This is a genomic window from Ruegeria sp. BHSC043, assembly GCF_059612985.1.
This window is the reverse complement of the sequence record NZ_JBXWRS010000006.1, coordinates 69,540-92,106: the sequence shown is the minus strand read 5'-3', so window position 1 is coordinate 92,106 and position 22,567 is coordinate 69,540. Positions and strand designations below refer to the sequence as shown.

The 22,567-nt window shown below is 60.1% G+C and carries 23 protein-coding genes, 2 tRNA genes and 1 pseudogene; 16 read left to right on the top strand and 10 right to left on the bottom strand.

Annotated elements, in window-relative coordinates; translation table 11 throughout:
• The first annotated feature begins 9 nt into the window (after positions 1 to 9).
• From sufB to AC2FMM_RS11450, 8 genes are all read left to right on the top strand, one after another.
• Positions 10 to 1,530 carry a Fe-S cluster assembly protein SufB gene (gene sufB, locus AC2FMM_RS11485; RefSeq protein WP_496678328.1) on the top strand — a complete coding sequence of 507 codons (1,521 nt, stop codon included), beginning with the start codon at positions 10 to 12 and terminating at the stop codon, positions 1,528 to 1,530.
• Positions 1,530 to 1,727, top strand: a complete 198-nt coding sequence (locus tag AC2FMM_RS11480; protein WP_496742293.1) for a hypothetical protein — start codon at positions 1,530 to 1,532, stop codon at positions 1,725 to 1,727. The genes sufB and AC2FMM_RS11480 overlap by 1 nt, the downstream gene beginning before the upstream one ends.
• Before the next feature lie 48 nt (positions 1,728 to 1,775).
• Positions 1,776 to 2,531 (top strand): Fe-S cluster assembly ATPase SufC, encoded by a 756-nt coding sequence (sufC, locus tag AC2FMM_RS11475; protein WP_496678332.1) that lies wholly within the window; start codon positions 1,776 to 1,778, stop codon positions 2,529 to 2,531.
• Complete coding sequence (gene sufD, locus AC2FMM_RS11470; protein WP_496796615.1) at positions 2,531 to 3,811, top strand: Fe-S cluster assembly protein SufD; 1,281 nt, start codon at positions 2,531 to 2,533, stop codon at positions 3,809 to 3,811. Before sufC ends, sufD begins: the two co-directional genes overlap by 1 nt.
• A complete protein-coding gene (locus AC2FMM_RS11465; protein ID WP_496678335.1) occupies positions 3,811 to 4,296 on the top strand; it encodes a YIP1 family protein in 486 nt (161 codons plus the stop codon). The genes sufD and AC2FMM_RS11465 overlap by 1 nt, the downstream gene beginning before the upstream one ends.
• Complete coding sequence (locus tag AC2FMM_RS11460) at positions 4,293 to 4,859, top strand: Yip1 family protein (protein ID WP_496796614.1); 567 nt, start codon at positions 4,293 to 4,295, stop codon at positions 4,857 to 4,859. Before AC2FMM_RS11465 ends, AC2FMM_RS11460 begins: the two co-directional genes overlap by 4 nt.
• A gap of 12 nt (positions 4,860 to 4,871) precedes the next feature.
• Positions 4,872 to 6,092, top strand: coding sequence for a cysteine desulfurase (locus AC2FMM_RS11455; protein WP_496678338.1), 1,221 nt, complete (start codon positions 4,872 to 4,874; stop codon positions 6,090 to 6,092).
• A gap of 429 nt (positions 6,093 to 6,521) precedes the next feature.
• Positions 6,522 to 6,598, top strand: a tRNA-Arg gene (locus tag AC2FMM_RS11450).
• 413 nt (positions 6,599 to 7,011) lie between these two features.
• On the opposite strand, the gene AC2FMM_RS11445 is transcribed toward AC2FMM_RS11450, so the two are convergent.
• From AC2FMM_RS11445 to AC2FMM_RS11430, 4 genes are all read right to left on the bottom strand, one after another.
• Positions 7,012 to 8,934, bottom strand: coding sequence for a DUF3604 domain-containing protein (locus AC2FMM_RS11445; protein WP_496711242.1), 1,923 nt, complete (start codon positions 8,932 to 8,934; stop codon positions 7,012 to 7,014).
• A 1,276-nt stretch (positions 8,935 to 10,210) separates the two neighbouring features.
• Positions 10,211 to 10,555: a hypothetical protein gene (locus tag AC2FMM_RS11440; protein WP_496796613.1), complete on the bottom strand. Its 345-nt coding sequence runs from the start codon at positions 10,553 to 10,555 to the stop codon at positions 10,211 to 10,213.
• Positions 10,556 to 10,639: 84 nt separating this feature from the next.
• Complete coding sequence (locus AC2FMM_RS11435) at positions 10,640 to 10,822, bottom strand: hypothetical protein (protein WP_496796612.1); 183 nt, start codon at positions 10,820 to 10,822, stop codon at positions 10,640 to 10,642.
• 163 nt (positions 10,823 to 10,985) lie between these two features.
• A complete protein-coding gene (locus AC2FMM_RS11430; RefSeq protein ID WP_496796611.1) occupies positions 10,986 to 11,531 on the bottom strand; it encodes a hypothetical protein in 546 nt (181 codons plus the stop codon).
• 164 nt (positions 11,532 to 11,695) lie between these two features.
• Here AC2FMM_RS11430 and AC2FMM_RS11425 point away from each other — a divergent pair, with 164 nt between their 5' ends.
• Positions 11,696 to 12,055, top strand: a complete 360-nt coding sequence (locus AC2FMM_RS11425) for a hypothetical protein (RefSeq protein ID WP_496796610.1) — start codon at positions 11,696 to 11,698, stop codon at positions 12,053 to 12,055.
• A 210-nt stretch (positions 12,056 to 12,265) separates the two neighbouring features.
• Here AC2FMM_RS11425 and AC2FMM_RS11420 read toward each other — a convergent pair whose 3' ends face one another.
• Entirely contained in the window at positions 12,266 to 12,811 is a 546-nt protein-coding gene (locus AC2FMM_RS11420) for a hypothetical protein (protein WP_496796609.1), read from the bottom strand.
• Positions 12,812 to 12,828: 17 nt separating this feature from the next.
• On the bottom strand, positions 12,829 to 13,545 hold the full coding sequence (locus AC2FMM_RS11415; protein WP_496796608.1) for a hypothetical protein: 717 nt from the start codon (positions 13,543 to 13,545) through the stop codon (positions 12,829 to 12,831).
• Positions 13,546 to 14,010: 465 nt separating this feature from the next.
• Between AC2FMM_RS11415 and AC2FMM_RS11410 the strand changes: the two genes are divergently transcribed.
• Both AC2FMM_RS11410 and AC2FMM_RS11405 read left to right on the top strand, forming a co-directional pair.
• Positions 14,011 to 14,361, top strand: a complete 351-nt coding sequence (locus AC2FMM_RS11410; RefSeq protein ID WP_496796607.1) for a hypothetical protein — start codon at positions 14,011 to 14,013, stop codon at positions 14,359 to 14,361.
• 197 nt (positions 14,362 to 14,558) lie between these two features.
• Positions 14,559 to 14,699, top strand: a pseudogene (locus tag AC2FMM_RS11405) (IS5/IS1182 family transposase); the annotation flags it as partial.
• Between the two features lie 41 nt (positions 14,700 to 14,740).
• Here the strand turns inward: AC2FMM_RS11405 and AC2FMM_RS11400 are convergent.
• Positions 14,741 to 15,145: a hypothetical protein gene (locus tag AC2FMM_RS11400; RefSeq protein WP_496796606.1), complete on the bottom strand. Its 405-nt coding sequence runs from the start codon at positions 15,143 to 15,145 to the stop codon at positions 14,741 to 14,743.
• Positions 15,142 to 16,296, bottom strand: a complete 1,155-nt coding sequence (locus AC2FMM_RS11395) for a site-specific integrase (RefSeq protein WP_496796605.1) — start codon at positions 16,294 to 16,296, stop codon at positions 15,142 to 15,144. Before AC2FMM_RS11395 ends, AC2FMM_RS11400 begins: the two co-directional genes overlap by 4 nt.
• A gap of 162 nt (positions 16,297 to 16,458) precedes the next feature.
• Between AC2FMM_RS11395 and AC2FMM_RS11390 the strand changes: the two genes are divergently transcribed.
• Positions 16,459 to 16,527 (top strand) — tRNA-Ser (locus AC2FMM_RS11390).
• Positions 16,528 to 16,665: 138 nt separating this feature from the next.
• On the opposite strand, the gene mepK is transcribed toward AC2FMM_RS11390, so the two are convergent.
• Positions 16,666 to 17,235 carry a peptidoglycan L,D-endopeptidase MepK gene (mepK, locus tag AC2FMM_RS11385; RefSeq protein WP_496678339.1) on the bottom strand — a complete coding sequence of 190 codons (570 nt, stop codon included), beginning with the start codon at positions 17,233 to 17,235 and terminating at the stop codon, positions 16,666 to 16,668.
• Between the two features lie 343 nt (positions 17,236 to 17,578).
• Here mepK and AC2FMM_RS11380 point away from each other — a divergent pair, with 343 nt between their 5' ends.
• From AC2FMM_RS11380 to AC2FMM_RS11365, 4 genes are read left to right on the top strand one after another with little or no spacing between them, the layout of a single operon-like run.
• Entirely contained in the window at positions 17,579 to 19,189 is a 1,611-nt protein-coding gene (locus tag AC2FMM_RS11380) for a L,D-transpeptidase family protein (protein WP_496796604.1), read from the top strand.
• A 34-nt stretch (positions 19,190 to 19,223) separates the two neighbouring features.
• A complete protein-coding gene (gene lpxD / locus AC2FMM_RS11375; RefSeq protein WP_496796603.1) occupies positions 19,224 to 20,315 on the top strand; it encodes a UDP-3-O-(3-hydroxymyristoyl)glucosamine N-acyltransferase in 1,092 nt (363 codons plus the stop codon).
• Positions 20,316 to 20,347: 32 nt separating this feature from the next.
• Positions 20,348 to 20,605 carry an acyl carrier protein gene (locus tag AC2FMM_RS11370; protein ID WP_149774345.1) on the top strand — a complete coding sequence of 86 codons (258 nt, stop codon included), beginning with the start codon at positions 20,348 to 20,350 and terminating at the stop codon, positions 20,603 to 20,605.
• A 9-nt stretch (positions 20,606 to 20,614) separates the two neighbouring features.
• Positions 20,615 to 21,823, top strand: coding sequence for a beta-ketoacyl-[acyl-carrier-protein] synthase family protein (locus AC2FMM_RS11365; protein ID WP_496678345.1), 1,209 nt, complete (start codon positions 20,615 to 20,617; stop codon positions 21,821 to 21,823).
• A gap of 45 nt (positions 21,824 to 21,868) precedes the next feature.
• Here the strand turns inward: AC2FMM_RS11365 and AC2FMM_RS11360 are convergent, their stop codons facing one another.
• On the bottom strand, positions 21,869 to 22,462 hold the full coding sequence (locus tag AC2FMM_RS11360; protein ID WP_496678347.1) for an invasion associated locus B family protein: 594 nt from the start codon (positions 22,460 to 22,462) through the stop codon (positions 21,869 to 21,871).
• Positions 22,463 to 22,567: the final 105 nt, after the last annotated feature.

Below are 22,567 nucleotides of genomic sequence, written 5' to 3'. Positions count from 1 at the left end.
GGGTGGAACATGGCCGCTTTGGACCAGACCCAAGTAAAAGAAGGTGTCGATCAGGAAACCGTTGACGCGGTGCGCGAGGTCGGAACCTATAAATATGGGTGGGATACGGATATCGAGATGGAGTATGCGCCCAAGGGCGTGAACCCCGATATCGTCAAACTGATCTCGGAAAAGAACGAAGAGCCCGAGTGGATGACCGAATGGCGTCTGAAGGCCTTCGAGCGCTGGACCCAGATGGAAGAGCCCAAATGGGCCATGGTCCATTATCCTGAAATCGACTTCCAGGACCAGTATTACTATGCGCGGCCCAAATCGATGGAGACCAAGCCCAAGTCGCTGGACGAGGTCGACCCCAAACTGCTGGCTACTTACGAGAAGCTAGGTATCCCTCTGAAAGAGCAGATGATTTTGGCAGGCGTCGAAGGAGCCGAAGATGCCCCGGCCGAGGGCCGCAAGGTCGCCGTGGATGCGGTGTTCGACTCGGTTTCGGTTGGCACGACGTTCCAGGCCGAGCTAAAGAAGGCCGGCGTCATTTTCTGCTCGATCTCTGAGGCGATCAAAGAACACCCCGAACTGGTCAAAAAATACCTGGGCTCGGTGGTTCCGGTGTCGGACAATTTCTACGCCACGCTGAACTCGGCCGTGTTCTCGGATGGGTCGTTCGTCTATGTGCCGCCCGGCGTGCGCTGCCCGATGGAGCTGAGCACCTATTTCCGCATCAACGCCGAAAACACCGGCCAGTTCGAGCGGACGCTGATCATCGCCGACAAGGGCTCGTACGTGTCCTATCTGGAAGGCTGCACCGCGCCGCAGCGTGATACCGCGCAGCTGCACGCCGCGGTGGTCGAGATCATCGTAGAAGAAGACGCCGAGGTTAAATATTCGACCGTCCAGAACTGGTTCCCGGGCGATGAGAACGGCAAAGGCGGCATCTACAACTTCGTGACCAAGCGCGCCGATTGTCGGGGCGACCGGTCCAAGGTGATGTGGACCCAAGTCGAGACCGGCAGCGCCGTGACCTGGAAATACCCGTCCTGCATCCTGCGCGGCGATGACAGCCAGGGCGAATTCTACTCGATCGCCATCACCAACAACTACCAGCAGGCCGATACCGGCACCAAGATGATCCATCTGGGTAAGAACACCAAGTCGCGCATCGTGTCCAAGGGCATCAGCGCTGGCAAGGCCCAGAACACCTATCGCGGGCTGGTGTCGATGCACCCCAAGGCCAAGAACAGCCGGAACTATACGCAGTGCGACAGCCTGCTGATCGGCGATAAATGCGGGGCGCACACCGTTCCGTATATCGAGGTCAAGAACAACAGCAGCCGGGTCGAGCACGAGGCCACCACCTCGAAGGTCGATGAGGATCAGCTGTTCTATTGCCGTCAGCGCGGCATGGACGAGGAAGAGGCCGTGGCGCTGGTGGTCAACGGGTTCTGCAAGGACGTGCTGCAGGCGCTGCCGATGGAGTTTGCCATGGAGGCCCAGCAGCTTGTCGCGATCTCGCTGGAAGGCTCGGTCGGCTGATGGCCCGCTCGCTGCGCAACCGCAGGTGTGATGTCCTGACCGCAGCGTCTTATGCGCTGCCGGTTCTGGGCGGCTTGCTGGGCGCGACCTATGTCAACGTCAACTACACCGATTTCATCAACCCGGTCTGGGCGATCGGCGGCGGGGCGGTCCTGGGATGGATCGCGGCGCGGTTGCTGCGCAGAGTGCCGGGATAGGAACAGATTGGGGCCGGCGCGTCCCTACGATACGCAAAAGGACAAAAAATGCTGGAAATCAAGAACCTGCACGTCAAGCTTGAGGAAGAGGAAAAACAGATCCTCAAGGGCGTGGATCTGACGGTCGAGGCCGGTAAGGTACATGCAATTATGGGGCCGAATGGCTCAGGCAAGTCGACGCTCAGCTATGTGCTGTCGGGCCGTGACGGGTACGAGGTGACCGAGGGTGCGGCCACGCTGGATGGCGCAGACCTGCTGGAGATGGAGCCGGAAGAGCGCGCCGCGGCGGGTCTGTTCCTGGCGTTCCAGTACCCGGTCGAGATCCCGGGCGTGGGCAACATGACCTTCCTGCGCACCGCCGTGAACGCCCAGCGCAAGGCGCGCGGCGAGGAAGAACTCTCTGCTGCGGATTTCCTCAAGCTGGTGCGCGAAAAGGCCAAGTCGCTGAAAATCGACGCCGACATGCTGAAGCGCCCCGTGAACGTGGGTTTCTCGGGTGGTGAGAAGAAACGCAACGAAATCCTGCAAATGGCGATGCTGGAGCCTAAGATGTGCATCTTGGACGAGACCGACTCGGGCCTTGACGTGGATGCGATGAAGCTGGTGGCCGAGGGCGTGAACGCGCTGCGCGACGAAGGCCGCGGGTTCCTGGTGATCACGCACTATCAGCGCCTGCTGGACCACATCAAACCCGACGTGGTGCACATCATGGCCGACGGCCGGATCGTTAAGACCGGCGGGCCCGAGCTGGCGCTGGAAGTTGAAAACAACGGTTACGCCGACATTCTTGCCGAGGTGAACTGATGGCTTTGCCCGACGTGAAACAAACCGCGACCGAGGCGCGGCTGGCCACGCTGCGCATGCCCGAAGCCGGCTGCACCCGCGAGGCACGCGAGGCGGCCTTGGCCCGACTGCGTGCCATGGGTCTTCCCGGGCGGCGCGACGAGTATTGGAAATATACGCGTCCCGATACGCTGAACTCGCCCGAGGCCCCGGCGGCCGAGGTGTTCCACACCGACGAGCCGATGGTCTTTGACGGGTTCGACCGCCTGAAGATCGTCTTCGTCGATGGTGTGTTCAGCCCCGAGGACAGCGATGACCTGACGCTGGAAAGCGTGAGCATCGACCGGCTTGAGGATATATGCTGCAAGGACATCCATTGGGCCAAGCAGCTGTATGGCGTGCTCGAAGAGCGGGGCCAGACCCCGGTTCAGCGCCCGCTGGCGGCTCTGAACACCGCCTTTGCGCAGGACGGCGTGGCGATCCACGTGACCGGCAAGCCGTCCAAGCCTATCAGCCTGATCTATCGCCACGAATCCGAAAGCTCGGATGCGATCCTGCACCACGTGATCCGCGTGGAAAGCGGCGCCGAGGTGACAATCCTTGAGAATGGCCCGGCGGCCTCGCGGTTCAACAAGTGCATCGAGATCGACATTGCCGACGGCGGCACACTACACCATGTGCGGGCGCAGGGCAGGGATCATCAGCGCCGCGCCGCTACGCATATGTTCACCCGGCTGGGCAAGGAGTCCGTCTATAAATCTTTCACCCTGACCGTGAATGGCGTGCTGACGCGCAATGAACAGGTGGTTGAGCTGACTGGCGACGATGCGGTGGCTCATGTGGCCGGCGCCTGTGTAGGCGATGGCGACTTCCACCATGACGACACGGTGTTCATCACCCATGACGCGGTGCACTGCGAAAGCCGCCAGGTGTTCAAAAAGGTTCTGCGCAACGGCGCGACCGGCGTGTTCCAAGGCAAGATCCTCGTCAAGGAAGGCGCCCAGAAGACCGACGGCTACCAGATCAGCCAGTCTTTGCTGCTGGATGATGACAGTCAGTTTCTCGCCAAGCCCGAGCTTGAGATCTATGCCGACGACGTGGCCTGTTCGCACGGGTCGACCTCGGGCGCGATCGACGAGACCGCACTGTTCTACCTGCGCTCGCGCGGGGTTCCGGCCAAGGACGCAACGAATATGTTGACGCTGGCCTTTTTGGCCGAAGCCGTGGAAGAGATCGAAGACGAAGCGCTGGCCGAGGACATCGTCTCGCGGCTGGAAGGCTGGTTGGCGCGGCACAGCTGATGCCGGTGACCACCGATATCGTTGCCACCTATCGCGGCCCCGGCCGCGTGGTGCGCCGTCTTCTGGAGATGGGTCCGCGCGAAGACCGTGCGTTGGTCTTCGTCATGGCCTTCTGCGTGATCGGCTTTGTCGCCCAGTTGCCGGGGTTGGCGCGTCGGGCCCATCTTGAGGGGCTGGATCTGAACATGCTGATGGGCGGGGCCTTGCTGGGCTCGGTATTTATGCTGCCGCTAATGTTCTACGCTCTTGCGTGGGCATCCGGCGGAATCGCCCGGCTGCTGGGCGCGCCGATCACATCCTACAGGGCGCGGGTTGCGTTGTTCTGGGCGCTTCTGGCGTCGTCGCCACTGGTTCTGCTGAATGGCTTGATTGCCGGCTTCATCGGCCCCGGTCCGGTACTGACGGGGGCCGGCCTGCTTTGGGTTGCGGTTTTCGTGTGGTTCTGGTTTTCGGGTCTGGCACAGGCATCGAGGACTGCAACATGAACAGCGCCTTTCTGGGCAACCTCGCCATTCTGACCCTCGCCAATCCGGCCGAGGCCGCGCGTCGGCTGCTGGCGTCCATTCCTCCACGCGAAGTGCTGTGGATCGCACTGGCGCTGGTCGTGGTTCTGAACGCCTTGGCGCAGTCAGCATCGACGCTGGTCTTCCCGGCGCTGGATCCGTCGCTAAGCATGACTTTTGAACCGGTCGTGCAGTCGTTGGCGACTTCGGCCGGGGCATTGGCGCTGAGCATTTTCGCCTTTCTATTTGTCGGGCGGATGTTGGGCGGAACCGCCAGCCTGGATGGGATCATGGTCCTGATGATCTGGCTGCAGTTCCTGCAGATTCTGGGCCAGCTGATCATCTTCGTCGTGGTCCTGGTGATGCCCGCGATGTTTCTGATGCTGTTCCTCGCCATGAGCCTGTACAGCCTGTACATCAGCCTGCATTTCGTGAACCAGGCGCACCAGTTTCACTCGCTGGGCAAGTCCTTTGTGGTGATTTTGATTTCGGGGCTGCTGGCTATTCCGTTCGTTCTGATGATGACCCCCAGCGGGCCGGTCTAGGGAATCTTGTTCATGTATGATGTCCAGAAAATCCGCGCTGATTTCCCGATCCTTTCGCGGCAGGTGAACGGGAAACCCCTGACCTATCTCGACAATGGGGCGTCGGCGCAGAAACCCCAGGTGGTGATCGATGCGGTCACCAACGCCTATGCGCACGAGTATTCGAACGTGCATCGCGGATTGCACTATCTATCGAACCTGGCCACCGAGAAATACGAAGCCGTGCGTGGCACCGTCGCGCGGTTTCTTGGGGTGGCCGACGAGAACGAGATCGTGCTGAACTCGGGGACGACCGAGGGCATCAATCTGGTTGCCTATGGCTGGGCCATGCCGCGGATGCAGGCCGGCGACGAGATCGTTCTGAGCGTCATGGAGCATCATGCCAACATCGTACCCTGGCACTTCCTGCGCGAACGCCAAGGTGTCGTTCTGAAATGGGTGGATGTGGATGCCAACGGCGCGCTGGACCCGCAGGCCGTGATCGACGCCATCGGGCCCAGGACCAAACTGGTGGCAGTTACGCATTGCTCGAACGTTCTGGGCACGGTGGTCGACGTCAAGGCGATCACCGAAGGCGCCCATGCCAAGGGCGTGCCCGTGCTGGTCGACGGCAGCCAGGGCGCGGTGCACATGCCCGTGAACGTGCAGGACATTGGCTGCGATTTCTACGCCATCACCGGGCACAAACTGTATGGGCCTTCTGGATCCGGTGCCATTTTCATCAAGTCCGAGCGGATGGCGGAAATGCGCCCCTTCATCGGCGGCGGCGACATGATCAAGGAGGTCTCGAAGGAGGCAGTGATCTACAATGATCCGCCGATGAAGTTCGAAGCAGGAACGCCGGGTATTGTGCAGACCATCGGTTTGGGTGTCGCGCTGGACTACATGATGGATCTGGGCATGGAAAACATAGCCGCGCACGAGGCGGGCCTGCGTGACTATGCCATGCAGCGGCTGGGTGGGCTCAACTGGCTGCAGGTGCAGGGAACTGTGCCGGACAAGGCGGCGATCTTCAGCTTTACACTGGACGGCGCAGGTCATGCGCATGACGTGTCGACAATTCTGGACAAGAAAGGCGTCGCCGTCCGCGCCGGCCACCATTGCGCCGGACCGTTGATGGATCACCTGGGCGTCACCGCAACCTGCCGCGCCAGCTTTGGCCTATATAACACAAAGGACGAGGTCGACACTCTGGTCGAGGCGCTGGAACTGGCGCATGATCTTTTCGCCTGATCCGGCCGGAAATTGCATTCCGGTCCGTGCAAAATCCGGTTGCACCCGGATCGGAACGAGGTTAGCTAACGGCCAACGCACCTGTAGCTCAGCTGGATAGAGCGCTGCCCTCCGAAAGCCATTTTGGCCGCTTCGGAGACACCCAGGGAAATCATTCAATAAGACTTTGAAAAGTAAAGAAAAGCACCCGTCCTTGAGAGTGTTTTTTCCTTGCTGAGAGGTGCCTTGAAAGGCACCCAAAGTTGCACAGAAATGCTCAAAATAGCACAGAGATGGACACTATTTTGGACAAATTTTGGACACTGATCTCGGGCGGTTTTCGTCGGCTGGCAGAACAAAATTTACCGAGAATACTCCCACCGAAGATCCATTTACCGATTGGCAATTTGGGCTTGCGAATGCAGTCCAAGATGGTACTAACGGGTCAATGCTCGCGTAGCTCAGTTGGATAGAGTGTCGGCCTCCGAAGCCGAAGGTCACAGGTTCGAATCCTGTCGCGAGCGCCATATCTACACAGGTCTTTGTTTTTCGGCGCTCCCATTTGCCCATTTTTTCTGTGGTGCGATATTGGTTGTGTGGACCTTTTGGGCTCGGAAGCCGAAATTGTCTTTGGTCTGCTAGGTTCAGGACCTATGAGCGAGCGACCGCTTCTGTAGACAGCGGACGTTGGCTGAAAACGGGGCAGGGACCACAGTGCGGACAAACCTGCTGACCGGCAGTCGACAGCACGGAAGCGCAAGCATTCATTTTTCCGAAGGAAGTAAATGTCTGCTTTCTGAACCGCATGTTGCGCAATCTTAGAACCGGGTAACCGACCGACACCAACGCCTTGGGCTCACCCTTCTTCAGGGGACGACTGGTGATATTAATAGGCACCGTGCCATTAGTTCCGGAGAACCACTTAACCGAGAAATTAGGCTCAGCCAGGCGTGTACCAGATAGGTGACGTGTAGGCACGTTCTTGCGTCTCCGTCGGTGCATCGTCAGGCAGCGACGCGCCCATTCGGAAAGCATCGTACACCGTCCAGCGCGGGGTCGGGATTTCGATAACCCGGGCGTAATAGAAGGCCGATTGAGAGGGATCAAAGTCAGGATCGGTCCATACCGTTCCCATCTCACCCTGCCCGATCGAGTTCGTCCAGGTGGCACGCTCCACGTCGACGGTGGAACCGATGGAGGGCAATTTGCCGTTTGCGTCCGGCTCCCGATCACCGGCCCAGGCCACGTCATACACCTGTTCGTGTGTCTCGCCGTCGGCATCGAGCCAGCCCTTGACGATCTGAATGCGATCCAAATTTCCGCCGATCGGATCCTTCAGCGCATAGACCATGAAGGTTGGCGCTTCCGAACCTTCGGATGGCGGCGGAAGATCCCCGCCCATCGGAGTGCCCTTGGCATAGCCTGCCGTTGCAGGGGTCCGCGAGGTCAGGTCATCCATCGTGTAGTTCCAGCCGCCGAAGAAACGTACCACGATGCGCGATCCCGTCGTTGCATAGACCTCCTTGCGCTCCATCGCATCGAAGATCGCTTCGCGCGTGTTCTCACTCGCCCATACGGCTGCGAGGCCGGATGCGACCATTTCCCAGCCCAAAATTGCCACGTCTCCGAACTGGCCGACGATATGCCCGGGGCGTTCAGGATTGGGCTCGGCCCCGGAATGCTTACCAAAGAAATTATCCTCCTGAGCAGTGGCGAGTGATGTGTGGCTGTCAGTCGATCCAACCATCCCGAACTTGTAGGGGTTGGTGCCGAGCGACGTTTCCAGAAGCAACCCGGTTTTCAACGCCTCACGCGCGTATTCACCGGCAAGCATGTCGTCGGTCTTCAATTCCGACAAGTTCAGGTTGCCCTTGTCCCAGGTTTCGTAATCGGCGAACTCGTCGTTCGGGCTGAGGAAGGGATGTGCTTCGCCATCCCCTTTGATCTGCGTTACTTCGTAGACGGGTTCCCACATTGCACGGGTCTGCGCATACTCTGCATCCAGTTGCCGGCCATCATACTGCGCGGTTTCAGGAAACATAATGCCGTTTGACAGGTTGCCGTTATGTGCGATGGCAAGCACGTCTCCGCGCGTGACATCTTCATAGTTCGCCATCCATTTCCACAAGTCGCGCGGATTGATGGAACCAAGGGGTGCCTCGGTGGTGAACGGATCCATCATGCCAGCCTTTTCACCTCCGTCGCGGTAAACGACGACGCGATGCATGTTTCCACCCTGGATCAACGAGGTCCATTCATAGCCGATGAAGCTAGTGAAAAGACCGGGTTCGTAAGCTTCTTCTGCGGCCTCAATCTGGCGCTGCCAGACAGAGCGGAAGGGTTTTGATCCTGCCTGGACCGCAAGCACCGGAGAAATCACCTCACCACGCGAATATGCGTCGATGAGTTCCAGAGCGGCTGCCACCCCTTCGTCGCCGCCATTCGCCACCATGGTTGCGATGCGGCTACCCTCAGGATCCGACATGATGGATTGGTCCTGTGCATAGATCATGTCGAAGAGACCCATGTTGTCGGAATGGTCAGCAACCACCAACCAATCGAGCGGGCGTGAAAGCCGCGCCATGAAGCCGGTTGTTGCCTGCACTTCTTGACCCTTGGCAAAGCGATAGGCAGCCCGCGCGTCCAAACGGTTGCCGAAAGCACCTGCATCAAACGAAGTGGACGTATGCAAATGCGTATCCCCCCAGAGAGGCCGGTCGGGTATCCCACGTTGGGCGTAGGGGGAATAGGACTTACCGGGAAAAGCCTTGCTGAGGCTCGAACCGTCGGGCGTCGGCTCGAATGCGAATGCAGCGGCGCCCAGGACCCCTAGTGCCGTTGTCATTGAAAGAAATGATTTCATTGCGAACCTCCCCACACCGGTTTCCGCGGAAATCATATCACGAAACGGCCGCAAATTGATCGACAAAACCGAATTTCTTGGAAACTTTCAGATTGATGCCTGCGTCCAAAGCGGACGTCGGCATCACCTCCTAGGGAAACCGGATGCTGTTTACCCGGGACCTCTTTTGAAGCTTATTCACGTCTGCCTTGGGCTCACTGCCGTCATCTGATGCCTTTCGTCGGATGATCGGTTCGCCGTTCTGAGCGGCCATTGCATTGGCCGATTCCATCGGCAAGGCCGTCATGATTCAAGGGCGGCAGGAGGATTGTCTATGTCGCGCTTGTTCTGGCTCGACCTACAGCACCTGAAACTCGTCCAGCACCTGTTCCCCAAACCGCGTGGGTGGCGCGTTCCGACGACCGTAAGGTTCTCAGTGGTATTATCGTAGTCACCGGGCGTGGTGATGGCCCATTTCAAAATCTGCAAGTGTGGTAACTGATTGAACTTGGCAGTTTCAGAAGTTCAATCTTGCAACCAATTTAGCTTTGGAGCCGTTTCCTACCGATTTAGCACTCTGCCCACATAGGGCAGCGCACTAAGTTGTTTTGGCAACGATTTTAGTGTTTGTTTTCAAATCATTATAAGCTGTGTATTGAACGCAAAATAAACCCTGACCGGACATTCCGGTGGACAAAAATTGGACAAATTCAAAAAGCCGAATGGACAAAACGGCTCGGTCGTACCTCTTTTCCCAAGGAAAGCAAGGGGTTAGATTGTCCAAAAGAGGGCAGCGTGGGCGTAGTTCCCTGCCCTCCGAAGGCAGAGGCCAGAGGTTCGAATCCTCTCAGGTGCGCCATTACTTTCAGTAACTTAGCTGATGAGGGTCTGAGCGGTTGTCGAGCTGGACACCGCTATGGACACCAAAAAGCTGTGGACTGTGCGCACTCATCGCCGTGCAGTATCGCACGGCGCTTTGACTGGACAGGGACGAGTGGTCGGTAGGTTGTCGTGCCAGCGCGCAGCCCGTGTGGTTACACCGTGCAACCCAAGGGCAGCGAACCACGGCGAACCACGAGCTGAGCGGCCCGGGGGCTATCGTTTGTGTGTTTGTGAGAATGCGGGGGTGGAGGCCGAGCCCCCGGGGGGGGTTGGTCAGGGGGGTGCCTGTCTGTGCTTCTCTGTGGGTGTCGTATCAATATGGCCGACCACTTTCCAACCGTCTGCTCTCAGCAAGCATCGGGGCTGCTGGAAAAATAAAATCCAAAATTCACGAGTGTGGTCCGCTGGAATACACTCAGGCCACGCTCTTGCGAAGGTCAGGACGACGACCGCGACCTTTGAATATCTCACCAGGCCAGCCCCGGGCTGCGATGAGCTGCACGCGCATCCGCACAGCCTCGGGCGTCAATCCGGCAAAGCTGCAAACCATCGCGAAGTCGGGGCCGTTGTCGAGCAGCCAGCGACGCGCCTCCTGGATGGTTCTCTCGCGGTGGTCGGCTGGAACTGAGCCGAGGCCCTGCCCGCAGGCATCCGCTATGGTGCGCAGCAAGACCGACTGATAAAGCGACTTCTCGCCGGAGCTGAACCTGAGCGTGCCTGTTTCAATGTCGGATGAATGAACTCGGACGGTGGCGCTCATCGTGGTTGCTCCTGCGAGGTGTCTGGATACCCCACAAGGTTAGGCAGATTTACGGGCTGTGCAAGCTGCGGGGATACAGTGGCGCTATCGTCGTCTGCGCAGCTCGGCCTGGATGTTGGCCAACGCTCGCGCGCAGCTGTGCGTCGCAGCAACGAACAGGTCGTCCTTGGTGGGATGCACGAGGCGGGCATATCCGCCTCGTGTGTGTTCTACCGTGCGGTCGTATTGGCTGGCCAGTCGCTTCAGGTCGCGTAAATACCGTCTCACGGTATCCACCGGCGCAGGATGCGTGCCAGCGTCTTGTGAGCGTAGGCTCGTGCTCGATTGCGCACCACTCTGTCAGCGGCTCGGCCTACGCCGCCACGCTTATATCCACGCGCAGCCACACCCAGCAGCGTGAGCAGGCTCATAATTTTATTAAGCCCGCGCATCACCCGACCTCGCACGCTTGTGCCCACAACGCTCGTGAGCCTGCATCAAGCGCCTCGGCAAACGGACCACCAAAGCCGTTCTTGCGCTCGCGCTCGGCAGCAGCAAACAGGTGCCCAGCCCACCGGGCCAGCTCGTCCATACGCTCCAGATCACGCTCGGAGGGCTGCGTTGTCGGCTCTGGCATTGCGTCCACTGTCTGGGCCAGTGTGGCAGCTGCATCCAGCAGATACTGTTCCTCGGCTCGCAGCGCCTTGCGCCTGGCCTCCTCAGCCTCAGCGGCCGCGCGTCTGTCAGCCTGCATCGCATCGGACCACAGCGAGCTCACGACGGTGGTGAGTTTTGCCCGTAGTCGCGACACTTTCGAGGATGCCTCGCCCGCTCGCTTTGCTGCCAGGTATTCATCGAGCGCAGGGCGCACCAGGGTCATATCGTTGTCGGGCAGCAGCTCCACCAGGCGCTGCTCTACCTCATCGGGGCTGAGCCGATACACACCGCAGCTTTGGGCTACGTTGTAGGCTCGGGCCAGTCTCTCGGTTCTGTCCATACAGGACCTCCATCGTTCGTGTCGTAGGTGGGTAGAGGGCAGCTGACACGAGTTGGGTGGTTACACCGAGTAACGAGCCGTGCGTGTTTTTGTGGTGCCTTGACATTGAACATAATCAGGGGCAGAAAAGTTGTCAAGACACATCGAAATTATATGGTGATAACGTGCGAAAATCTAAAAGCTATATTGAGAAGAACGACCCCGTGAGACGAGGTGCGCGCAGGTTCGCTGCCCGGGTGCGCGACACGGTTGCCGACGACGACTTCTGGGAAAATATGGACGACCAGATACGGCGGCGGCTGGTGCAACTTCTGGCAGAGTGCGTCAGGCTGACGGGTGAAAACCCGTTGCAGCCCGATGTCGTCTCGCAAGTGGAAAATGAGATGGAGCGCCGGGGTATCACGGCGATGGTGGCAGCGGAGGAAATCGGGCTGAGCCGACAGAGGATGGCGCAAATCCTGCGTCGCGATGGTAGTCTGAGCGCGGACGGGCGTATGTTGCTGGAGCGGTGGCTCAGCGCCTGAACCGGCGCGGTGTCACCCCCCATTGGTTGCGCCTTGTTGTCTCGGTCGTCAGGTGCCCCGCACCCATCGCACGAAGTGCCCGGTCCCTGTCGGGCCAGCGCACTTGAGAACTTGCCTCGAACGGAGTGGACAGGCCGCTCTCCTGGCGCTCCGAATACCTTTGGGCGCACTCAGAGGTGCAGAACAGGCTCTCGGCCGCTCTGGCCTCGCTCAGCGTCTCAGAACATCCAGCACAGCGCATTGGTTTGTCTCCTGACTATACAGCCCGCGCAGGGCAAGCACCCGCATTCGCGGCACATATCTCGCGCCCTCGGGCAGCTTCACTTTTTTGGCCAGCCGATGTGGCAGCGTGGTTGAAACCCGCCCTTTGTTGCCCTTGAGGTGGCCCATCTCCAGCAGTTGTCTGCGGGCCTCTCGCGGTCGCCAGCCCATAGTCTCGACAGCATGGTCGAAACAGCTGGGCCAGATGTAGTGGCCCGTCAGGTGCCCGTGCTCATAAACAGCAAAGCCCAGATTTCCCCCAGGCTCGTTGGGTGCAGGTGCTGCCAGCTGCTTTGCGACAAGCTGCCCGTGGGCTGGACGAACGGCCCAGCCGCCCAGCTCAGGCTCTGCCAGCATCTCCACAACCCCGCCACCGGTCTCAACCGGGCAGAACCTGTGTGCCTCGTCTTTGAGCCAGCGTCTGACATCAGCCACGAGCGGATCTTCGCTCTGCCTGGCGCGGATTTGCTGGAGCTGCTCTGAGAAACTGACCATATCCCCGATTACCACACTCAACCGTTTTCGTTCCAGGCTTCGGGGCACAGCAGCATCAGGTGCGCCTGCGGCACGGGCGTCTTGATGCCCATAACCTCGAAACGCCGCAGCACGCTGGGCAGCGCGCGGTATGACTGTTTCTCCTCGACATCCGAGACGTGCGCGCCCGTCGATATGTAGTTTTCACCGTAGTTGACGAGCCCGCTCGAGTGAGCCCAGTAGAACCAGGCGCTCCACTCCGTCGCTCCGACGCCTGCTTTGGTCAGCGGCGACAGGGCGATGCGGGGTGTCGCGAAGGTAGTGTAGTCGCGACGCATCACGAACCAGCACCCATCCGGCCCGCGCAGCACTGAGTGGTCGTGCAGCCCTGCCAGGTCGCAGCCCAGGTCGAACAGGGCGGTCTGGAACTCGCGAAAGACACCCTGCGCCATCTCACGATTGTCCTCAAGGTTCGTGCTTAGTGCCTTCAGCCGCACTCCAGCGTCGTCGAGTGCCAGGGCGGCGTCGAAACTGCCCGCGTGCTCGACGCCAAGCCAGAACGCGAACTGAGCAGCACCAGCGACGCGTTTTGCGACCGTTCTCGCAGACAGGGGGTAATACTCCATATGCGGCTCGCGGTCCGACCACCTCGGGGTCGTGTTACGCGGCACGAATACCTGCCGCAGCTGCCCGAGCTTCTTTTCGGTGAATCCGGCGATGCGCTCGGCCGATGCCAGCTCGGCTGCTGTGGGCACAGGGCACGACAGGAGCTCGCCTGTGGCCGCTTTGGCGTAATCCGAGGGTCTGAGCCTGTCTCGTAGTCTTTGCCGTCCCTGAGCCGACGCGCACTTGCTGAGCCTTGCGCCGTAGTTGTTGGATGGGTGTTTGGTTGGACATCTGCCACCTCTCTTGTTTCGAGTGATGGCAACCTAATTATCCACAGATACGCGGTCTGTCCTAGATAATCGGCTGTCAATTTTAGAACTGACAGCCGATTTTTTGATGCGCTTTGGGTCAGGAACTATTGACGAACGACCGCGTCTCCAAACAGTGACGTTGGTTGAAAACGGGGCAAGCACCACAGTGCGGACGGAGCTGCCGCTCTGGGTTGACGCATCACGGGAGCTGGCGGTTACCCTGTAGCAAAGGTTCGGATAAGAACTTTCATACAATTTACCGACAAACAGCGTCGAACAACTGAGGCCAAAAAGGATTGTGAAATGAGGCGTTCCACCGAAAGAATTCACATGGCGCATGTTACCAAGCTGACAGATGATTTCGTAAAACGCGCAACCAACGAGATTGCGGAGAAGAGGGCTACAGCAACAAAAGAAGAATTTTTGGAATACACAACAGAAATGACAGGCTTGAATACTGCTCTTGCCAGATCACTAAGTACTATGAACAACATTGGTCTGAGGGACGTGCAAGATCGTTGCAACCGGCTTGAAGATCGACTGGAGCGTGTGGAAGTCGCCGCTTGGATTGCGGCCGCAAGCGCAACTTTGTTGGTTTTGGCCACCTTGGGATTGATGGGTTTTATTGGCTACAACGCAGGATGGTTTGGATGATTGGTCCAGAAATATTGTTCGATTGTGACGCTAAAGGTGCGTTGGCTTTTCTGGGCAGATTGTAACCGGGCAAGGTGCTCTTAGGAGACAAGGGGCGCAATGCGGTCTGGTTCCGGGAGACGCTTTCCGTGCAGGGTTTCGATGCGTGCACTCCAGCGCGTCGGGGATGAAGCACTCCTGCCCACCACGACGCCAAGCTTTGTCGCAAACGCCACCGTGTTAAAAACCTGTTTGCCCGACTGACGGATTAGCGGTGTGTCGCCACCCATTATGGCCGATGTGGTGAACTGTTTTGGTCTGCAATTTGCATCGCCATCGCCGTCATCTTTTGGTTGTAGCTTTTGACCCTAGGTAGAGCGATGCAGAATCAGCCTGGCTGTTACCTGTGCTGCCCGGGTGAGCTGAGCTGGATTGCCGTTTGTGTGCCGACACGCTCACGGGCGCGGTAGACACTGCGCAAAGACATCCCCAGCACCTGGGCTGTGGCGCGGGCCGCTGCCTCATCGTTGCCGTGTTCGCTCAGCTGCCGCTGGTATTCCTCGACAACCGCTACAGCCCGGGCGTCTGCTTTCCTGCGCTGTGTCTCTGCCTTGCGGGCCTCGGGCACGCGCAGGCGCAAGTAATCCAGCTCGCGGTATCCCTGCTCGTGGTCGTTGCCGAAAAGGTAGTCGCCCGCACGGCTCAGGTCGTGCCAGAACACTGCGTAGTCGTCGGTCGAAACCCTGTCGCGACCATCTGCGATGTCCTGGGCCAGCGCATCCATAGCTACGAGAAGTGGGTTCATCCCAGCCCCTCCAGTGCCTGCTTGTGCCGCTCGGGTGCCAGGTGGGCGTATCGCTCGGTCAGTGTGATGGAGCTGTGACCGAGCAAATCCTTGACCACATAGAGGTCGGTGCCGTTCTGGACCAAGCGGGATGCAAAGTCGTGGCGCACATCGTGCAGCCGGAAATCACTCAGGTTTGCGCGAGTGGTCAGCGACAACCACGCGGTTTTGATATGCGTGAGCCGCTCGCCTGTCTTGGGGGACGGGCAGACCAAAGCAGAGATGCGATACAGCCCGGTCAGATGCTCTGCCAGCGTCGGGTGCAGAGGGATGTGCCTGGCGCTGCCTGTTTTGGCAATCTCGGGCCGCACGGTTATCTGCCCGCGCTCAAAGTCGATGTCGCCCCACTCAAGGCTGAACACCTCACCTCGTCGCATTCCCGTCCAGTAAGAGACGAGAATAACCGTGCGGGCTGGCTCGGGTGTGTCTGCCAAAGCAGCCAGGAACCTGTCGCGCTCACTCGGGTCGCGCTGACCGAGCCAGCGGATGCGCTTGGCGTCGTTTTCCTTGAGTTTGCGCAGCTCGGGCACATCGCTTATCAGCCCGGCCCGTCGAGCGGAGTGGAGCAGGGCACGCAGGGCGCTCCAGTCGCGGTTGAGGGTTTGCGCATTCAAACCAGCCTGGAGCCGACCACGACGCACGCGCTCAATGTCCAGCACGGTTATCTGCGCCATATCCTTGTCGAGCAGCGAGGCCCAGGCTTTGCGGATGCGGTCGGCAGTGGCATCGCCCGAGCGCGTCGCATCCAGGTGGTTGGGCTGGTATTCGTTTGTGAGATAGGCACCGACTGTTCGCAGAGCTGCTGCGTCTTTTTCGGCTTGCTTTGCTGCCCGGTCGGCCTTGGCCTTGCGTTTGTCTGCTGCCGGGTCGAGGCCGAACTGTCGAGCCGCTTTGCGTGCATCGGCAGGGGAGATGCGGTCGGCGTTGCCAATCTTCACGGCTTGCCTTGCGCCGCCCGGGTCGCGGTATTCATAGAACCAGGTGCGACTGCCCGAGGGCTGCACCCGCACGCACAGGCCGGGCGTTTGCGCATCCCAGGCGCGATAGCGTGTCTGTCGTGGTTCGAGAGCAGCGATGTCGCCGCGCGAGTTGACTGTCTGTCGGTCTGCCATTTGTCGTCCGTTTTCGTTGTCGTAGGTCTGGACACCAGCTGGACACCAGATTTTTCTGGATAGCGGTGCCGTGAGGTAGGTGTAGGCAGAATGAACCCTAAACCCTAACAATACAAGGGCATTGTTTTACTCAGGCTACGCTGTTGGGGAAGCAGGATTGAGGCGCTGTGAGGACTGGGAATTGCCCTCCGAAGGCAGAGGCCAGAGGTTCGAATCCTCTCAGGTGCGCCACTTCCGAGAACCATGATAGCCAATCCGGAAACGGGACGCGTGCCCCTGTCGTCTCCTATGGCGATTGGGCGGGGGGCAAAACAAAAAGCCCCGGGCGCGGGGGCTCCGGGGCGGCAGGTGGAACACCGGGCTGTGGCTTCAGCCGCGCCAAGTGCGGACGTCACCACAATCCATGTGCACGAAATTCGAGCGGTAGTACTGACCAACACCGCCGGCACGGCAGGACATGGCCGCTTTGGCCATCTGCGACACAGAGCGCGATGCCAGTCGCAGATCCGCAGCTTGGCCTTTCATATGCAGTGAATTGCGCGCGACACCACGCGAGCGGCGGCGCAGCATCGCATTTGTCTGCGGCGACCGATAGCCCGAAAGAAGCATGTAAGGCTCATTTACGTCCAACAGGTTGTGTGCGGCGGCCATGATGTCGATGGTGCGCAGGTCGATGTTGGTAGACTGATCTGTGCGCCAATCGCGCATGAAATGATTGATCTCTTTCACGGCGTCTTTGATGTATTTTCCATCGACCCAATAGATCATGTCGATGCGTTCACCGGTGCGCCCGGAATACATGCGGATGCGACGGATGTCACCGCCACCGCGGAGAAATCCTGCTGCATTCGCGTAGGTCGGTGCTGCGGTTACGGCCGTTGCCGCAAATGCGCCCAGAAGGGCACGCCGGGTGATTCCCGATGCACTGCTCTTGGTCATTTCGTGTTCGTCCCGTACTGTTCCTGCCTGCACACGATGTTACGCGCGCTTTCTTAATTTAATTCCATCCCAGATGCCGAAATGTATGCCACACCGGGATTCGGTGGCCAAGAAGTCTTTGGGTCGCATGTACGCCACGGGTAATTTTCGGCAAATTTTTGCGCACGTGATGCAAAATTCACCCGCTTGCGTGTTTCGATGCCTCAAAGATGCAAGCGCGCATCACGCCGAAGCCGATCCGCCCGATCCGGGCTTTGTGAATGGACAATCCGCCACCCGCTGACCAATACTTGGACGGCTCGGGAAATGGTTGCGCAAGTTGTTGATTGAATTGAGGTACGGAATGAATTTCATCCATGAGAAAACACGTCGGTTGCTGATGGTTGCCGGTCTCGTGCTTGCGGTTGGGCACACCCCGGCCACGGCACAGGACGCGGTACAAACCGCATTTCGGATGGCAGTTGCGGAAAGCACGCTTCGCCAGGACGAAATCGCCGCGTTTTATCGGTCTAATGGGTTTTCTTCGATCTGGGTCGGTGACGGGCCCGAGTATGTCGCGCGGCGTACGGCGCTTATCAAGGCCCTGTCCTCGGCGCATCTACACGGCCTGCCAACCGGAACCTATGACGTCGAAGGCCTGCTGGCGCGGATGGAAAACGCGCGGACGCCTCGCGAACTTGGTGCGGTCGAAGCGGCGCTCAGCCTCGCATTTGTCCGGTACGCACGCGACGTGCAATCGGGCGTTCTGCGCCCGTCCGAGATCGACGACGGCTTGGTGCGTCCCGTGGCCGTGCGACCGGCATCCGAGCACCTGTCGGCCATGCTGGCTGATGACGAAGGAGCTTACGTATCGCAACTTGCCCCGCGATCCAGCCAATATCGCGCTCTTATGAAGCAGAAGCTGGCTCTGCAGGAGCTGATCCGCCATGGAGGTTGGGGGCCGACCGTACCCAACGGGAAATACGAACGCGGCGCAAGCGGGGCCGGGGTTTTGAAACTGCGTAACAGGCTGGTTTCGATGGGCTTCATGAAGCCGACGGCCAGCCCCGTCTACGATGACGCGATGGTTTCGGCGGTGCAGGCCTTTCAGCGCGCGCATGGGCTGGAACCCGACGGAGTCGCCGGGCAGGGCACGGTGGCCGAGATCAACAGGTCCCCCGCCGACCGCCTGAAATCGGTCATCGTCGCGCTCGAGCGCGAGCGTTGGCTGCCGGCTGATCGCGGTGAGCGGCATATTCTGGTCAACCAGGCGGATTTCTCGGCCAAGATCGTTGACGAAGGGCGCGTCACCTTTGAAACCCGCGCCGTAATCGGCAAAAACACCCATGATCGCCGCAGTCCCGAGTTTTCGGATCAGATGGAACACATGGTGATTAATCCCAGCTGGCACGTGCCACGGTCGATCATCACCAAGGAGTATCTGCCGAAACTGCGGGCCAACCCCAATGCCGTACGCCATCTGGAAATCACCGACCGGCGGGGGCGACAGGTGGACCGCGGGGCCGTAGATTTCAACCAGTTCTCGGCCAGAAGCTTTCCCTTTGCCATGCGCCAGCCGCCGGGGCAGAGCAACGCCCTTGGATTGGTCAAGTTCATGTTCCCGAACCAATACAACATCTACCTGCATGACACGCCGCAAAAAAGCCTGTTCGCGCGGGAGGTCCGGGCCTTTTCCCACGGATGCATCCGTCTGGCTCAACCGTTCGAGTTCGCCTATGCGCTGCTGGCGCGGCAGGAAGAGGACCCCAAGGCGTTTTTCCACCGGATCCTGAATACCGGCAAGGAAACAAAGGTGGATCTGGACCAGCCCGTTCCGGTGCATCTGATCTACCGCACTGCTTATATCGCGCCGAAGGGCGATGTGCAGTATCGTCGCGACGTCTATGGCCGGGATGCCAAGATCTGGGACGCGCTGCAAAAAGCGGGGGTGGTCCTGCCCGACGTTCAGGGGTAATCACGGGGCAGATCCTGTCACGAGGAAGCCCGCGATGCAGTTTACCTTGCAGCAAATCGCCAACGCCCTGGGGGCGCCGGCCGAAGGAAACACCAGCCTGACGATCCTGCGGGCGGCCGAACCGGCCGACGCCGGTCCTACCGATCTGGCCATGGCGATGGCACCGAAATATGCCGAGGCTCTGGCAAAGGGTGCGGCGCGTTGTGCCGTGGTCTGGGAAGGCGCCGACTGGAAGGCCATGGGCCTTGAGGGCGCAATCTTCGTGACCCGCCCGCGCATGGCGATGGCGGGCATCACCACGATGCTGGACCGGGGGCAGGGTGTCGAGCCCGGCGTGCATCCCTCGGCCGTCGTGGATCCGACCGCCGAGATCGGCGAGGGTGTCTCGATCGGCCCGCTCTGCGTCATCGGCCCGCGCGCGCGGATCGGCGCGGGGTCCGTGATCGGTGCGCAATGCCATGTGGGTATGGATGCGGTTCTGGGCGAAAACTGCCTGCTGCGCGAGATGGTCAGCATCGGCGCGCGCGCGGAGATCGGAGACCGCTTCATCGCCCAACCTGGCGCCCGGATCGGCGGCGACGGGTTCAGTTTCGTCACGCCCGAGGTCTCGGGCGTTGAAAACGTGCGTAAGACGATGGGAGATGCCGGCGACGCCAAGGCCCAAAGCTGGCTGCGTATCCATTCGTTGGGCGCGGTCGAAATCGGCGACGATGTCGAGGTCGGCGCCAACTGCACCGTCGACAACGGCACAATCCGCAACACCGTGATCGGAAGCGGGTCGAAACTCGACAACCTCGTGCATGTGGGCCACAACACCCGGGTCGGGCGCGACTGCCTGCTGTGCGGCCAGACCGGCGTCTCCGGCTCGGTCGAGATCGGCAACAACGTGGTTCTGGGCGGGCAGACAGGCGTCGTCGACAATATCTTCATCGGAGACGGGGTGATCGCGGGCGGCGGAACCAAGATCCTGTCGAACGTGCCGGCCGGGCGTGTGATCATGGGCTATCCGGGCGTGAAAATGTCCACCCATACCGAGATCTACAAGGCACAGCGCCGCCTGCCGCGCATCGCGCGTGACGTTGAGGCGTTGAAAAAGGCGGTTTTCAAACAGCCGCCGAGCGACTAAATCAACGCCAACGCGACAATCAGGGGAATGACATGAGCATCAGCGACCGCGTCATCGCAATCATTGCCGAGCAGGCCGTGCTGGAGCCATCGGACGTGACGCCCGAAAGTACGCTCGAGGATCTGGGGATCGACAGTCTGGGCCTGGTTGAAAGCATCTTCGCGATCGAGGAAGAGTTCGACATCTCCATCCCGTTCAACGCCAATGAGCCCGAGGCCAGCGATTTCGACATCTCGAACGTGGCGGCGATCATTGCCGGCATCGAAAAGCTCGTGGCGGAAAAGGTCTGACACGAGGCCATGAAACGGGTTGTCATCACCGGCGCGGGCACGATCAACGCGTTGGGCCATTCGGTGCCCGACACGTTCGAGGCCATGCGCGAAGGTCGCTGCGGGATTTCCGAGCTTGAATTTCGCGATGTCGAACGCCTGGCGATCAAGATCGGCGGGCAGGTGCGCGGGTTCGAGGCCGAGGGCCGTTTCAACCGGCAACAGATGTCGCTGTACGATCGTTTTACCCAGTTCACCTTGACCGCCGCGAAGGAGGCGATCGATCAGGCGGGCCTCACGTTTCATGGCGACCTGGCGGCGCGGTCGGGCGTTGTGCTGGGAACGGCCGGGGGCGGCGTCTCGACCTGGGATGACAACTATCGCTCGGTCTACGAGGACGGCAAAAACCGGGTGCATCCCTTCGTGGTGCCCAAGCTGATGAACAACGCGGCCGCAAGCCATGTTTCGATGGAACATAACCTGAAGGGCCCCAGCTTTACCGTTTCCACAGCCTGTGCGTCGTCGAACCATGCGATGGCACTGGCCTTCCAGATGGTGCGCAGCGGCGCGGCGCCGGTGATGATTACCGGCGGCTCGGAATCCATGTTGTGTTTTGGCGGCGTCAAGGCCTGGGAAGGGCTGCGGGTGATGTCTAAGGACGCCTGCCGCCCGTTCAGCGCCAACCGCAACGGCATGGTTCAGGGCGAAGGTGCCGGAGTTTTCGTGTTCGAGGAATACGAACACGCCCGCGCCCGTGGCGCCGAAATCCTGTGCGAGGTCGCGGGTTTTGCCATGACGTCGGATGCCTCGGACATCGTGATGCCCAGCAAACAGGGTGCCGCGCGCGCCATGGCGGGTGCCTTGAAGGATGCCGGGCTGAACGCCAGCGATGTCGGTTACATCAACGCCCACGGCACCGGAACCGCCGCCAATGACAAGACCGAATGCGCCGCAGTGGCAGATGTGTTCGGCCCGCATGCCGATGAGCTTATGATTTCGTCGACCAAATCCATGCACGGGCACCTGATCGGCGGCACCGGGGCGGTGGAGCTTCTGGCCTGCATCATGGCGCTGCGAGATGGCATCATCGCGCCTACGATCGGCTATGAAGAGCCCGACCCCGAATGTGCTCTGGACGTGGTGCCGAACGAGGCGCGCGAGGCCAATGTCGACGTCGTTCTGAGCAACGCCTTTGCCTTCGGCGGGCTGAACGCGGTGCTGGCCCTCAAACGGATATGAGAAAGCCGCCCCAAAGGCGGCTTTGCCGATCCAAGCGTGTCCGGATCAGTTCTGGTTGATCGGCAGGCCGTCGAATCCCGAGGTGAAACCCGACAGCGACATGTCCATGTTGATGATCTGATCCGGCGCGCGGGCCGGAACCAGTGACAAAACGGCCTTCGACCCGGCCTTCATCGCGTCGATGTCGCCTTGCGTCAGCCCCAGCTGCGCCACGCAGCCGACCGGAACGCAGTGGTGATAATTATACAGTTTGCGCGGCGCGCCATCGACCGAAATCGCCAATTGCGCCTGCAGAAGGGTTTCCAGAGGAACGATGACATTCGCCCAGGCGACTGCGGCACCGCCTTCGGGCAGCTTGCCGATGGTGATCTCGGCAATCGGTTCGCCCTGAGGGCCGTTCAGGATCTGGACCATGGCACAGGGGTCATTGCCTTCCTGCGTCTTGATGCAGGACACCTCCCAATCGCCGGACTTTTCCCTGATGTACTGTTCGCCCACCCGCGGACCGGTTTCGCCCAAATCCAGGTCCGAGCCGGTGGGGGCCGGGGTTTCCGACCCGCTCGATGCTTCCTGTGCCAGCGCCGAACCGGTCAGGGCGACACCCGCCAACAGGGTCAGTGGAAGAAGTTTCTTGATCATGTCTGCCTCACGGTGCTCAAACAGCGTTTGCCTTCGTCTAGCATCCAACACGGGCGGTGTCAGGCGGAAAACTCGCCCAGCGGCGCACGCCAAACGGATTTCCGC